Annotated in this window: 12 protein-coding genes; 6 read left to right on the top strand and 6 right to left on the bottom strand. The window is 66.6% G+C overall.

All coding sequences use genetic code 11. The features are described 5' to 3' along the window. Nucleotides 1-15: 15 nt before the first annotated feature. On the top strand, nt 16-840 hold the full coding sequence (locus HV786_RS10385) for a DUF72 domain-containing protein (protein WP_128828019.1): 825 nt from the start codon (nt 16-18) through the stop codon (nt 838-840). A 19-nt stretch (nt 841-859) separates the two neighbouring features. Here HV786_RS10385 and gorA read toward each other — a convergent pair whose 3' ends face one another. Then, nucleotides 860-2,218 carry a glutathione-disulfide reductase gene (gene gorA, locus HV786_RS10380; RefSeq protein WP_128828018.1) on the bottom strand — a complete coding sequence of 453 codons (1,359 nt, stop codon included), beginning with the start codon at nt 2,216-2,218 and terminating at the stop codon, nt 860-862. Nucleotides 2,219-2,400: 182 nt separating this feature from the next. Between gorA and HV786_RS10375 the strand changes: the two genes are divergently transcribed. Further along, nucleotides 2,401-3,024: a LysE family translocator gene (locus tag HV786_RS10375; RefSeq protein ID WP_175210757.1), complete on the top strand. Its 624-nt coding sequence runs from the start codon at nt 2,401-2,403 to the stop codon at nt 3,022-3,024. A 49-nt stretch (nt 3,025-3,073) separates the two neighbouring features. Here the strand turns inward: HV786_RS10375 and HV786_RS10370 are convergent, their stop codons facing one another. Then, the gene (locus tag HV786_RS10370) at nt 3,074-3,400 is read right to left on the bottom strand and encodes a c-type cytochrome (protein WP_128828017.1); all 327 of its coding nucleotides are present in this window, start codon (nt 3,398-3,400) and stop codon (nt 3,074-3,076) included. 71 nt (nt 3,401-3,471) lie between these two features. Further along, the gene (gene nirK / locus HV786_RS10365) at nt 3,472-4,554 is read right to left on the bottom strand and encodes a copper-containing nitrite reductase (RefSeq protein WP_056316100.1); all 1,083 of its coding nucleotides are present in this window, start codon (nt 4,552-4,554) and stop codon (nt 3,472-3,474) included. 191 nt (nt 4,555-4,745) lie between these two features. Here nirK and HV786_RS10360 point away from each other — a divergent pair, with 191 nt between their 5' ends. After that, nucleotides 4,746-5,504 (top strand): Crp/Fnr family transcriptional regulator, encoded by a 759-nt coding sequence (locus HV786_RS10360; RefSeq protein ID WP_128828016.1) that lies wholly within the window; start codon nt 4,746-4,748, stop codon nt 5,502-5,504. Here the strand turns inward: HV786_RS10360 and HV786_RS10355 are convergent. Together HV786_RS10355 and HV786_RS10350 are read right to left on the bottom strand one after the other, a co-directional pair. Next, nucleotides 5,501-6,346 carry a formylglycine-generating enzyme family protein gene (locus HV786_RS10355; protein WP_175210755.1) on the bottom strand — a complete coding sequence of 282 codons (846 nt, stop codon included), beginning with the start codon at nt 6,344-6,346 and terminating at the stop codon, nt 5,501-5,503. The two genes, HV786_RS10360 and HV786_RS10355, sit on opposite strands and share 4 nt — an antisense overlap. Before the next feature lie 111 nt (nt 6,347-6,457). Then, complete coding sequence (locus HV786_RS10350) at nt 6,458-8,743, bottom strand: nitric-oxide reductase large subunit (RefSeq protein ID WP_128828015.1); 2,286 nt, start codon at nt 8,741-8,743, stop codon at nt 6,458-6,460. 212 nt (nt 8,744-8,955) lie between these two features. Between HV786_RS10350 and HV786_RS10345 the strand changes: the two genes are divergently transcribed. Further along, a complete protein-coding gene (locus tag HV786_RS10345; RefSeq protein ID WP_128828014.1) occupies nt 8,956-9,666 on the top strand; it encodes an aspartate/glutamate racemase family protein in 711 nt (236 codons plus the stop codon). A 6-nt stretch (nt 9,667-9,672) separates the two neighbouring features. Here the strand turns inward: HV786_RS10345 and HV786_RS10340 are convergent, their stop codons facing one another. Continuing rightward, nucleotides 9,673-10,383, bottom strand: coding sequence for a Crp/Fnr family transcriptional regulator (locus HV786_RS10340; protein ID WP_056316086.1), 711 nt, complete (start codon nt 10,381-10,383; stop codon nt 9,673-9,675). Between the two features lie 160 nt (nt 10,384-10,543). On the opposite strand from HV786_RS10340, the gene HV786_RS10335 reads away from it, so the two are divergent. Both HV786_RS10335 and HV786_RS10330 read left to right on the top strand, forming a co-directional pair. Then, nucleotides 10,544-12,199, top strand: coding sequence for an acyl-CoA synthetase (locus HV786_RS10335; protein WP_175210746.1), 1,656 nt, complete (start codon nt 10,544-10,546; stop codon nt 12,197-12,199). A 35-nt stretch (nt 12,200-12,234) separates the two neighbouring features. Next, nucleotides 12,235-14,004, top strand: coding sequence for an acyl-CoA dehydrogenase (locus HV786_RS10330; protein ID WP_175210744.1), 1,770 nt, complete (start codon nt 12,235-12,237; stop codon nt 14,002-14,004). The last annotated feature ends 22 nt before the right edge of the window (nt 14,005-14,026 follow it).

The raw sequence follows: 14,026 nt of genomic DNA, 5'->3' as shown, positions 1-14,026 counted from the left end.
TGTGGAGCGCAGTCCATGCCGAAACGTCCTCCGTCCCCGGCAGGCCGGGCTGCCGCGATCCGCGTTGGCATCGGCGGCTGGACCTTCGAGCCGTGGCGCGGCGGCGTCTTCTATCCCGACGACCTGCCGCACGCGCGCGAACTGGAATACGCCAGCCGGCAGGTCACCGCCATCGAGATCAACGGCACCTACTACGGCACGCAAAAGCCCGCCACGTTCGCCAAGTGGCGCGACGAAACGCCCGAGGAATTTGTGTTCTCGCTCAAGGCGTCGCGCTATTGCACCAACCGGCGTGAACTGGCGGGCGCGGGGGACTCGATCGATCGCTTCATCAAAAGCGGCATCGCCGAATTGGGCGGCAAGCTCGGCCCCATCGTGTGGCAATTCGCCCCCACCAAGCAGTTCGATCCAAAGGACTTCGGGGCCTTCCTGGAATTGCTGCCGGACACGGTGGACGGACTGCCCTTGCGGCATGCGCTGGACGTGCGTCATGCCAGCTTTGCCTGCGAGGAATATCTGGACCTTGCGCGCCGCCATCGCGCAGCGACCGTCTACACCGACAGCGACGAGTTTCCCGCCATTGCCGACCGGACGGGCGACTTTGTCTACGCGCGGCTGATGCGCGCCAGCACCCGATACAAGGCCGGATATGCGCCCAAGGCGCTGGACGCCTGGGCAGAGCGCCTGCAGGCCTGGTCGCGCGGCGACCATCCGGACGACCTGCCGCGCATCGGCGCGCCGGCCAAACCCGCCAAGGTTCAGGACGTCTTTGCGTACTTCATCAATGGGGCAAAAGAACGCGCGCCGGCGGCGGCGCGCGTCATGATCGAACGCCTGTAGCGTCAGGCGTTGGCGCGTCTTACTGCGCGACGGGCGTGCGCATCGTGACGAACTCTTCGGCCGCCGTGGGATGGATGCCGATGGTGTCGTCGAAGACGGCCTTGGTTGCGCCCGCCTTCAGCGCCACGGCAAGCCCCTGCACGATCTCGCCGGCCTCCGGGCCCACCATGTGCACGCCCAGCACGCGATCGGTCTGCGCGTCGACGATCACCTTCATCAGCGTGCGCTCCTGCGACTCGGTCAGCGTCAGCTTCATGGGCCGGAAGCGGCTTTCGAAAAGCCGCAGCTCGTACCCGGCGTCGCGCGCCTCTTCGGTGGTCAGGCCGACGGTGCCGATGTTCGGCAGGCTGAACACGGCGGTGGGAATCAGCTTGTAGTCGACCTTGCGATACTCCTGCGGGCGGAACAGCCGGCGCGCAACGGCCATGCCTTCGGCCAGCGCCACCGGGGTAAGCGGCACGCGGCCGATCACGTCGCCGATGGCCAGGATGGAAGGTTCCGCGGTGCGGTATTCGTCATCCACGTCAATGAAGCCGTCCTCGCGCAGCTTCACGCCGGTGTTCTCCAGCCCCAGGTTGTCCAGCATCGGACGGCGGCCCGTGGCGTAGAACACGCAATCGGTCTCGATGACGGAGCCGTCCTTGCAGGTGGCGGCCAGCGAGCCGTCCGCGCGCTTGTCGACGCGGGCGACCTCAGTGTTCATGCGCAGGTCAATGCCCTTCTTGACCAGTTCGTCGCGCAGGTGTTCGCGCACGCCCAGGTCAAAGCCGCGCAGGAACAGCGGACCGCGGTAGGACTGGATGGTCTGCGCGCCCATGCCATTGAAGATGGACGCGAATTCCACCGCGATGTAGCCGCCGCCCACGACCAGCACGCGGCGCGGCAGGTCTTTCAGGAAGAAGGCCTCGTTGGACGTGATGGCGTGTTCCTTGCCCGGAATGTCGGGCACCTGCGGCCAGCCGCCGGTCGCGACCAGGATGTGCGCGGCGCTGTAAGTCTTGCCGTTGATTTCGACCGTGTTCGGGTCGACGATGCGCGCGTGGCCTTCGAGCAGCGTCACGCCGCTGTTGACCAGCAGATTGCGGTAGATGCCGTTCAGGCGTTCGATCTCGCGGTTCTTGTTGGCGATCAGCGTGGGCCAGTCGAACTTAGGCGCGTCCGCGGTCCAGCCAAAGCCATGCGCCTGTTCGAAGTCTTCGCTGTAGTGCGCGCTGTAGACCAGCAGCTTCTTGGGCACGCAGCCCACGTTGACACACGTGCCGCCCAGGTAGCGGCTTTCGGCCACGGCCACGCGCGCACCAAAGCTGGCCGAAAAACGGGCCGCGCGCACGCCGCCCGAGCCCGCGCCGATCACAAACAGGTCAAAGTCAAATGCCATGGGGTTTCCTTCGCGCGGCCTGGCGGCCGGCGTTCACTGTCCGGGAAAGCTGTATTTAACACCACCGCGTCGCGGACTGCCGGGTCTTGGGTGCCCGCCGCCCTGGTTCTCAGGCCGCCCCGGTTGGGATACATTGGCCGCACCCGGCCCCACGCGCCGGTCCCTCTTGCGGAGTTCCTTCCATGTCTCTCGAAACCTGGCTGGCCTTCCTGGGCGCCTCGGCCCTGCTTGTCATGCTGCCCGGCCCCACCATCCTGACCGTGATCAGCTATTCGCTTACCCACGGCAAGCGCGCCCGCCTGCCGCTGGTGCTGGCCGTGGCGCTGGGCGATTCGACCGCCCTGGTGCTGTCGCTGCTGGGCCTGGGCGCGCTGCTGGCCGCGTCCGCCTTCTGGTTCACGGTGGTCAAGACCGTCGGCGGCCTGTATCTGCTGTATCTGGGTTACCGGCTGCTGCGCGCCGGCGTGTCGCCGGCCACGCTGCCCGCCGCCAAGCCGGTGGGCTCGCGCTGGAAGCTCTTTGCCAACACGTATCTGGTGACCGCCCTGAACCCCAAGGGCATGATCTTCTTCGTGGCCTTCCTGCCGCAGTTCATCGATCCGGCGGGCGATGTGACGCGGCAGTTGTGGATGCTGTCCGCCACCTTTGTGGCCTGCGCGGGCATCAATGCCGCGGCCTACGCCATCTTTGCGGGCTCGGCCCGGCGGATGCTGGTGTCGCAGCGCGCGCAGCGCGGCTTCAACCTGGGCGGCGGCGCGCTGATGTCGGCCGCCGGCGTGTGGGCCTTGCTGGCCCGCCGCGTATAGCGAGGCGGGCCAGCCGCGTGTAGCGGCGCGGGCCGCCAGCCGTTAAGCGCTACTTCGCTGCCGCCATCATGTATTCCACGGCGGCACGCAGGGTGGCGTCGTCTGCCGCCGAGCCGCCGCGCGGCGGCATGGCGCCCTTGCCTTTCAGCACGGTGACCATCAGCGCATCGGTGCCTTGCGCCAGAAACGGCGTCCAGGCTTGTTTGTCACCCAGCTTGGGGGCATTGGCCACGCCGCTGGCATGACACACCACACAGGCGGATTTATAGAGCTTTTCTCCGGCGGGATTGACGGCGGCAAGCGTGTCGGCCGCGGCATGCTGAACGGGCAGTCCCGCCAGCGCAAGGGCAAAGGCGAATCGAGCAATAAGAGGCATGGCAGCAATTCCAGGCGTGGGGTTGAGAGCAAACCGGCAGGACGCGCGGCGCGCGCCCTGCCGTCTGGGCATTACTGCGGGATGGGACCCGGCGCCTTGATCTGCTTCATCAGGTCGTCGTTCCACTTGCCCTCGACCTTGATGTGCCCGGCCGCGCCCAGTTCGAAGGCTTCGATCAGGTTGTGGTTCAGGTAGGCATACACGCCCGGCTGCTTGAACGTGTACAGCGCCGCGCCCGCCGAACCGCCGCGGATGAACCAGGTTTCCAGGTCCTTTTCGGGCGGGTTGTTGAACTTGCCGGTTTCCCAGACCCAGTCGCCGTGGCCGCCGATCAGGTGGGGCCGCGTGTCGCGATTGGCTTGCGAATGGATCAGCAGCACGGTCTCGCCGACCTTGGCGGTGAGCGCGTTGTCGCCGGTCAGGGCGCCAACCTTGCCGTTGAAGACGATGTGCGATGGGGTCAGCTTGCGCATGACTTCCACGGTGTCGCCATAACTTTCAGCGAGAGTGGCGTAGTCCTTGTACTTGCCGTTGGCGTCCTTGGGGATGTACAGGTCGAACTCGCCGATGGTGTAGACGCGGTCGTACTTGAGCGGCTTGCCTTGCGGATCCTTCAGGCCTTCGCGCGGCAACACCATGATCGTGCCGCTCATGCCGGACACCACATGCCACGGCACCATGCCTTCGGGCGCACAGTGATAGACGAAGGTGCCGGCGCGGTCGGCCTTGAAGCGCATGGTGGCTTGTTCGCCGGGGTTCACGTTGGTGAGCTTGGCGCCGCCCAAGGCGCCCGTGGCGGCGTGGAAGTCGACGTTGTGCGGCATCGCATTGGACTTGGGATTGACCAGGGTCAATTCCACGTAATCGCCCTCGTGCACGACCATCGTGGGGCCGGGCATGGATCCGTTGAATGTCATGGCCTGCAGCGTGGTGCCCTTGCTGTCGATGACCATCTTCTTTTCTTCGATGGTCATGGTGAATTCGACAACCTTGGGGCCCGACTTGGCTACCTGCTCATGCGGGTGAACCAACGGCGGGGCGACCAGCGTGACCTTGGCGCGCGGCAGCGTGTCTGCGTTCTGGGCGGAAGCCAGGCCACCCGCCATCGTGAACATCAGGGCGGCGGCAAGCAAGGTGGGGCGCAACGCGTTCATGTGCTACTCCTCTTTCGGTTTCTTCAAAGCCGAGTCTGTCGGCACCTCCATTGAAGAACCGCGAGCGATCGCGTTCTTTGCTGTAGCGCAAATTCGGGATAACCCTGCGGCCGCCCGCGAGTTGTCTTGGTGCCCCTCAGGTGTCACCATCGATCCGTGGAAAATCCCTCCACGTCCACACGCGGACCGCCATGCCATCGCCTTTATGCCATGCCCTGCTGCGCAACCTGGATCTGTTCAGGCCCTTGTCCGATGCGCAGCTAGACGCCGCGCTTAACGACGCCGTTCCCTGCCGCCTTGAAGCCGGCGAAGCCGCCTACCGACAAGGCGCCGAAGGCGCCCATTTCTTCGTGTTGCTGCACGGCTGCCTCAAGGTCACCCAAATTACATCGGAAGGCGATCAAGTTGTCGTGAGATATGTCAATCCGGGCGATATGTTTGGCCTGGCTTGCGCGATGCGGCAGTCCTGTTACCCCGCCAGCGTGCTGGCGGTGCAGGAAAGCGTGTGCCTGGCGTGGCCGGCGTCGGCCTGGGAAGACTTCATGGGCAGCCATCCGCAACTGGGCGCAATTGCGCTGCAGACCATGGGACAGCGGCTGCAGGATGCGCACCTGCGCATCCAGGAACTGTCCACCGACGAAGTCGAGCAGCGCGTGGCGCGCGCCATCCTGCGGCTGGTGCAACAATCGGGGCAGCCCACGCACGACGGCATCGGCATCAGCTTCCCGATCACGCGGCAGGACGTCGCCGAAATGACCGGCACCACGCTGCACACCGTCAGCCGGCTGCTCAGCGACTGGAAGCAGCGCGGCATCGTCAGCAGCGGCCGCAAGCGCATCGTGCTTCGCTCGCCCGCCGCCCTGGCCAGCCTGTCGCAGAACGCGCAGCCGGCCATGGACTGCGCATCGTGCCTGTCGTGCCGCAACGGGTCACCGGCAACGGGCCACTAGCCCTCTTCCAATACCAGCCGCATCCCCAGGTTCGCGGGCGGCACGCCGACCGAACACGCGCCGTTCTTGGGATCGCGGATGAAATCAGGCAGATACGCAATATGCCGTCCGGCCGCGACGCGTATGCCGCAGTTGCGGCTCAGGTCGGCGTCTTCGGGAGCGTCCGGCGCCGCGTCCAGCACGCGGCGCGAGTGGCAGTCGGACGTCCAGTCCCATACGCTGCCCGCCATGTCCTTCAGGCCGGCAGCGTTGGCGCCGTACTGGCCAAACGGCCGCACGTCGATGTCGGCGCCCTGCTTGCCGCGGCGGCTTTCCTGTTCGTATTCCGCCAGCCACCGCTGCGCGGGGTCGTTGGTCGCCTGGCCGTTGTCTTGCAAGGCGGCAGGCGGCGATTCTTCGCGATAGGCCTCGCCGGCCGCGTAGATCCATTCGGCGTAGCGCGGCAGGCGATAGCGCTGGCCTGTCGAACCCGATAGCCACGCGGCGTAGGCCGTCGCGTCGGACCAGCTGATGCCGGTGGCGGGCAGATCGGCAGAAGCGTCCTTGCGGTGCGCCGCGTCCAGCTGTCTGCAGGCGCCCGCGGCCACGCACGCCGCGTATTCGGCCTGGCTGACCTGCCGCGTCATGATCGCGACGCCGCGCGGGTGGCGGGTGGTGACCGGTGCGGGGGTGACGGGATAGCCGTTGCGCAGCGCCTCGCCGGGGGGCTGATGCGTGACCTCGCCGGGCGGCAGCCGCGTAAGGTCAGGCAACGCAAAGCGGGCCCGGTCTGCGGGCCCGCAAGCGATCAACAACACTGTCATGGCGCCGGCAACGGTTGCGGCAATGGGCAGGAAGCGCATGCGGAGTTTCTCCGAAGCGCCTGCGCCAGGCCGGCGCAGGCTTTGCTTCCATTGGACCGGGAGGTCCCCTTCGCAACGTTGCGCTGGCGCAAAGTCGCGAAGGTACGCAGGTTAGCCGCGAGCCGCCTTGGGCGTCAGGCGCGGTTCGACCAGCGCGGGCTTGCTGCTGAGAAGGCCCAGGATCACTTGCATGACCATGGCCAGCGCGCCCAGCAGGAACACGACGTCGCCGAACGTGCGGCCCCAGCGCAGGGTCTTGAGCAGGTCCTGCTGCATGAAGGCTTCGCTGCGGGCGTACCACATGCCTTCGCTGACGCTGGCATGGAACTGGATCAGGCCCACGGGCAACAGGCTGGTGAAGATCATCAGGGCCAGACCGATGTTCATGCCCCAGAAGGCCAGCTTCATCAGGCCCGGGTTCAACGCGTATTGCGGGCGGATGTAGCGCAGGACCAGCAGCGTGAAGCCAAGCGCCAGGAAGCCGTACACCCCGAACAGCGCGGCGTGCGCGTGCACCGGCGTGGTGTTCAGACCCTGGATGTAGTACAGCGAGATGGGCGGGTTGATCATGAAACCGAAGACGCCAGCGCCCAGCATGTTCCAGAAGGCCACGGCCACGAAGCACATCAGCGGCCACTTCAGGTTGTCCATCCAGGCGGCGCGGGTCTTCAGGCGCCAGTTTTCCCAGGCTTCATAGCCCAGCACGATCAGCGGCACCACTTCCAGCGCCGAGAAGCTGGCGCCCACCGCCATCACGGGCGTGGTCGTGCCCGCGAAATACAGGTGGTGGAACGTGCCGGGAATGCCGCCCAGCATGAACAGCGACGCCGAAGCCAGGCTGGCCGTCGTTGCCATGCGGCGCGAGACGAGGCCCAGCGTGGAGAAGATGAACGCGAGCGCGGTGGTGGCGAACACTTCGAAGAAGCCTTCGACCCACAGGTGGACGATCCACCAGCGCCAGTACTCCATGACGGTCAGGTGCGTGCGTTCGCCGTAGAAGAAGCCGGCGCCGTAGAAGAGACCAATGGCGCCGACCGATGCCGTCAAGAGCGCCAGCAGGTTCTTGTCGCCGCCCGGCGTGCGCAGCGCGGGCACGATGCCGCGCAGCATCAGCACCAGCCAGAAGCAGATGCCCGCAAACTTGCCGATCTGCCACAGGCGGCCCAGGTCGACGTATTCATAACCTTGATGGCCCAGCCAGAAGTTCAGCTCGGGCGGCATGATCTGTGCGATGGCCAGGTAGTTGCCGGCAAACGAGCCGACCACGACCAGCACCAGCGCCCAGAACAGGATGTCCACGCCCACCTTCTGGTACTTGGGATCGCGTCCGCCGTTGATCAGCGGCGCCAGGAACAGGCCGGCGGCCAGGAACCCGGTGGCAATCCAGAACAGGGCGCTCTGGATGTGCCAGGTGCGCACCAGCGAATACGGGAACCACTGAGAGACGTCGATGCCATAGAACTTCTGTCCTTCAACGGTGTAGTGCGCGGTAAACCCGCCCAGCAGCACCTGGAAGCCGAACAGCGCCACGACCAGGAACAGGTACTTGCCCAGCGCGCGCTGCGAGGGCGTCAGGGCGAAGGTGGTCAGCGGATCGCGGGCGGGCGCTTGCGGTTCGTCTTCTTCCTGGCCGCGCAGGAAAGCCCACGCCCAGACCAGGAAGCCGATGCCTGCCAGCAGCACGACGACGCTGATGATGGACCACATGACGTTTTCTGCGCTGGGCTGGTTGCCGATCAGCGGTTCATGCGGCCAGTTGTTGGTGTACGTGACGGGCTTGCCTTCGCGTTCGGTAGCCGCGGCCCAGGCCGTCCAGAAGAAAAAGTGCGTGAGCTGCTGGCGGCGCGTGGCGTCGGGCAGCGTGTTTTCCTTCATGGCGAAGCTCTCGCGGCTGCCTTGCAGGGCCGGCGCATCGGAGAACAACTGGTCGTAATAGGCCGCCGTCTGCTCGATGGCCTTGGCGCGGCGCGGCGTGATGGTCAGCGTGTCGGTCGCGGCGTCGCTGCGATTGGCGCGGTACTCGGCCTTGAGCGTTTCGCGCAGCGCGGCCTGCTGCGGTTTGGACAGGTCGGCGTAGGCCTGGCCGTGCTCGTCGCGCGCGGCCAGGTCCAGCCAGGCCATCAGCTCGCGGTGCAGCCAGTCGGCCGTCCAGTCGGGCGCCTGGTAGGCGCCGTGGCCCCAGATCGAACCGAGCTGCATGCCGCCCACGGACTGCCAGGCGGTCTGCCCATCCAGGATGTCTTCGCGCCCGAACAGCGCACGGCCGTCGGACGTCACCACATGACCGGGAATCGGCGGCGCCTGGCGGTAGACTTCGCCGCCGTAAAACCCGAGCAGTGCAAATGTGATCGCCACCACGGCGATCAACGTGAACCATAATTTCCGATACGGACCCATGATGGGAACGCCCTCCTGTGTTGCGGTTGGTTGGGTACGTGTCCTCATGCGAAATCCGTGCCAGAAAAAAACCACGCAGAATCAACAGGTTGGATTCTTTGTGGTGTTTTTTACTATCGCGATTGCGGGTATAAACAACCCCCGCATGGTGAATTTGACCCTGATCCGCCCGCCATCTGGTCCATTGGACCCTTACAGAAGGAATCGCCTGGATGAACGCCACGCCGCTGCACATTGGCATCGTCGCCTGCTCCGCCGAAGGCGCCGCGCTTTGCTACCGCACCCTGTGCGCCGAAGGCGCGCAGCGCATGGGCCCGCATGCGCATCCCGAGATCTCGCTGCATACGCACTCGCTGGCGGACTACGTCGCCTGCCTGGATGCCCGCGACCTGGACGGCGTGGCCGCCCTGATGCTTTCGTCGGCCAACAAGCTGGCCCGAGCGGGCGCCGACTTTCTGATCTGCCCGGACAACACCATCCATCAGGCGTTCGGCGGGGTCGTGGTGGACTCGCCGCGCCCCTGGCTGCACATCGCCCAGGAAGTGACCGCGGAAGCGGCGGCGCGCGGTTACCGGCGCGTGGGCATCCTGGGCACGCACTGGCTGGTGGACAGCGACGTCTACCCCGCAGCCTTCAGTGCCCGCGGCCTGGAATATGCGCGGCCGGGGCAGGACGACCGCCGGCTGATGGGCCGCATCATCATGGACGAGCTGGTCTATGGCGTCTTCGAGCCGGCCTCGGTATCCCGGCTGCAAGGCATCGTCCAACGAATGAAGGACGACGGATGTGACGCGGTCGTGCTGGGCTGCACGGAACTGCCGCTGGTGCTGAACGATGGCAACTGCGCCCTGCCGACACTGGACTCGACCCGCGTGCTGGCGCGCGCCGCGCTCGACCGTGCGCTGGGCGGCCTGGCCCCCTGACGGCTGTCAGATCTGATCCAGCCCGTACTGGCGCAAGCGCGACAGGTCCAGCACCTTGATCTGGTTGTAGGCGAGCGCCAGGATGCCCTGGTCGGCCAACGTCTGCAGCGCCTGGTTGACCCGCTGGCGCGACAGCCCCGTCAGGTAACCCAGTTCTTCCTGCGAAATCGCCAGCGTCAGGTCGGTGGACGGATACAGCTGCGGATTGAACAGCTGCGCCAGCGATTGCGCCACGCGCGCGTCGGCATCCAGCAAACGGTGGTTCTGGATGGACGCGATGAACTCGCCCATACGGTCATTCAACTGGCCGATGACAAAGTGCGAAAACGGCAGGCTGGCCGACAGCAGCGCGTGGAATGTCGCGGTGGGCACCATCATCACCAGCGACGGCTGGATGGCCACGACATCGTATTTGCGCAGCTCACGCTTGATGACGCTGCCCTCGCCGAACCAGCCGCCCGGCGGCACGCCCGAGAACGTGCAACTGCGGCCGGATTCGTTATAGATAGCCAGCTTGAGCAGTCCTTGGCTGACGCCCAGCCAGTAGTCCGACGGCGCGTTGCGCCGCGCAATCCATGCGCCGCTGGCCACGTGTTCCGCGCGCGAGGTCGCCAGCACCAGCGCCTGGTGCCGCGCATCCAGCGCCCCGAACCACGTACAGGCGCGAAACAGCGCCGGCAGTTCGTCGGCGGAAACTGTGTTTGAAACATCGGACATGGGAAGAACCGTGTAAAACTTGGGGAATGCGCAACCGGCCGGGGGTCTGTCATGCAGGCGACAGACGCCATTTTCCAGCCGGCCATAAGCTAGGGCAAGCGACGGGGATCAACACCCCGCGGACTTGATAAGGGGTCAACCCGCCCCATTGGAGACAAGCATGACCGGCATGTTCGATCACGGCCTTGAACGCCGCGAGGCCAACTACGAAGCTCTGACCCCCGTGGATTTCATTGCCCGGGCGGCGCAAGTCTATGGCCAGCGGCTGGCCATCGTCCACGGCAAGGTCCGCCGGACCTGGGCGCAGACCTATGAACGCGCCCAGCGCCTGGCCGGCGCCTTGGCCCAGGCCGGCATCCAGCGCGGCGAAACGGTCGCCGTCATGCTGCCCAACATTCCCGCCATGGTCGAGGCGCACTTTGGCGTGCCCATGCTGGGCGCCGTGCTGAACACCCTGAACACCCGCCTGGACGCGCCCAGCGTGCTGTTCATGCTGGGCCACGGCGAAGCCCGGGCGCTGATCGTCGACACCGAATACGCCGACATCGCCCAGCGCGCCCGCGCCGAATTTCCGCATCTGAAGATCATTTCGGTGCACGACCTGGAAAGCGCTGCCGCCACGCTGCCGGGCGCCACCGACTACGAGGACTTCCTGGCGGCCGCGCCCGCTACCTACGACTGGAAGCCGCCCGCCGACGAATGGGACGCCATCGCACTGAACTACACGTCCGGCACCACGGGCGATCCGAAAGGCGTGGTCTACCACTACCGCGGCGCCTACCTGAACGCGGTCAGCAACATCCTCGAATGGGACATGCCCAAGCATCCTGTCTACCTGTGGACGCTGCCGCTCTTTCATTGCAATGGCTGGTGCTTTGCCTGGACCATCGCGGCGCGCGCGGGCGTGAACGTCTGCCTGCGCAAGTTCGACCCGAAGACGGTGTTCGACCTGATCCGCGACGAAGGCGTCACGCACTACTGCGGCGCGCCCATCGTGCAAAGCGCGCTGGCCAACGCCCCGGCCGAGCTGCGCGCCGGCATCACCCACACCGTGCGCACCATGGTGGCGGGCGCCGCGCCCGCGCCGGCCGTGATCGACAAGATGCGCGAGATCGGCTTTGAGCTCACCCACGTCTACGGCCTGACCGAGGTCTATGGACCCGCCGCGGTCTGCGCCCACCAGGACGCCTGGGACGCGCTGGACCCCGAGCGCCGCGCGTTGCTGACCGCCCGCCAGGGCGTGCGCTATCACCTGCAGGCCGGCGTCTCGGTGCGCGATCCCGACACCATGCAGGAGGTGCCGGCCGATGAACAGACCATCGGCGAAGTCATGTTCCGCGGCAACATCTGCATGAAGGGCTACCTGAAGAACGCCCGCGCGACCGAGGACGCCTTTGCCGGCGGCTGGTTCCACACCGGCGACCTGGGCGTGATGACGGCCGACGGCTATGTCCGCATCAAGGACCGCAGCAAGGACATCATCATCTCGGGCGGCGAGAACATCTCCAGCATCGAGGTCGAGGACGCGCTTTACCGGCATCCCGCCGTGGCGGCCGTGGCCGTCGTGGCGATGCCGGATCCCAAATGGGGCGAGACGCCCTGCGCCTTCGTCGAGCTCAAGCCCGGCTGCACCGCCACCGCCGAGGAAATCATCGCGCACTGCAAGCTGCTGTTGTCGGGCTTCAAGGTGCCGCGCGCGGTGCGCTTCGGTGAACTGCCCAAGACCTCCACCGGCAAGATCCAGAAATTCGAGCTGCGCGCCGCCGTCGGCGCCACGTCCGCCATCGACGTGGCCGACCCCGGCAAGCCAGCCTGATCCGCTAATTCCATAAAACCAGGAGCGCCTACGCCATGACGTACCAAGCCCCCGTGAAAGACATGCTGTTCGTGTTGAACCATCTGGCCGGCCTGCCGCAGGTGGCCGCCCAGCCCGGTTTCGAGGAGGCCACGCCCGACACCGCCCAGGCCGTGCTGGAAGAATCCGCCCACTTCGCCGCGCAAGTGCTGGCGCCGCTGAACCATCCGGCCGACCGCGACCCCAGCGCCTGGCACGACGGTGCGGTGACCACCGCCCCAGGGTTCAAAGAGGCCTTTCGCCAATACGCGGACGCCGGCTGGCAAGGCCTGGCCCACCCCACCGAATACGGCGGCCAGGGACTGCCCGGCCTGATCGGCTCGCCCTGCTCTGAAATGCTGAACGCCGCCAACCTGTCGTTCGCACTGTGCCCGCTGCTGACCAACGGCGCCATCGAGGCCCTGATGACGGCCGGCTCGCCCGAATTGCGCGAGCGCTTCATCGGCCCCATGATTTCCGGCCAATGGACCGGCACCATGAACCTGACCGAGCCCCAGGCCGGTTCGGACCTGGCCATGATCCGCACGCGCGCGCAACCGATGGGCGACGGCACCTACCGCCTGTCGGGCACCAAGATCTTCATCACCTACGGCGAGCACGACCTGGCCGAGAACATCCTGCATCTGGTCCTGGCCCGCCTGCCGGACGCACCCGACGGCGTGAAGGGCATTTCGCTCTTCCTGGTGCCCAAGTTCCTGGTCAATGAAGACGGCTCGCTGGGTGCGCGCAACGACGTGGCCTGCGTGTCCATCGAGCACAAGCTGGGCATCAAGGCCAGCCCCACCTGCACGCTTCAGTTCGGCGACGGCGGCGGCGCGCTGGGCTACCTGGTCGGCCAGGAAAACCGCGGCCTGGACGCCATGTTCATCATGATGAACGCCGCGCGTTATGCCGTCGGCGTGCAAGGCATCGCCATCGCCGACCGCGCCTACCAGCATGCGGTGGCGTACGCCGCCGACCGCGTGCAGAGCCGCCCCGTGGACGGCTCGTCGCGCGAGGCCGTGCCCATCATCCAGCATCCGGACGTGCGCCGCATGCTGGGCACCATGCGCGCCCTGACCGAAGCCGGCCGCGCGCTAGCCTACGTGACCGCGGGCCATGCGGACCTGGCGCATGCCAGCCCGGATGCGGACGAGCGCAAGCGCCACCTGGCGATCCAGGAATTCCTGGTGCCGATCGTCAAGGGCTGGTGCACCGAAATGTCGATCGACGTGGCCAGCCTGGGCGTGCAGGTGCACGGCGGCATGGGCTTCATCGAAGAGACCGGCGCGGCGCAGTACTACCGCGACGCGCGCATCCTGACCATCTATGAAGGCACGACCGCCATCCAGGCCAACGACCTGGTCGGCCGCAAGACGCTGCGCGACGGCGGCGCCGTGGCGCGCGCCTTGCTGGACGCGGTCCGCCAGACCGAGGCCGACCTGCAAGCCCGCAGCGAGCCCGCCGCCGCCCGCATGCTCAAGCCGCTGCGCGAGGCCCGCGAAGCGCTGGCCAGCGCGGTCGAGTTCATTCTTGCCAACGCGGCCGGCAATCCCAACGCGGTCTTTGGCGCGGCGGTGCCCTACCTGCTGCTGGCGGGCACGACCTTCGCCGGCTGGCAGATGGCCCGCGCGCTGCTGGCCAGCCTGGACCTGCAGGCCGAAGACCCGGACTTCCACAGCGCCAAGATCGCCACTGCGCAATGCTTTGCGCTGCACAAGCTGACGCAGGCGCCGGGCCTGGCGGCGGTGGTGCTGGGCACGGCGGAGTACGAGGTTCAGCCGTAACCCGGCAAGCGGCGGGCGCGCA

It is taken from the genome of Achromobacter mucicolens (genome assembly GCF_902859725.1).
In the GTDB taxonomy this organism is placed as follows: Bacteria; Pseudomonadota; Gammaproteobacteria; order Burkholderiales; family Burkholderiaceae_B; genus Achromobacter; species Achromobacter mucicolens.
This window is presented reverse-complemented; position numbering and strand designations above follow the sequence as displayed.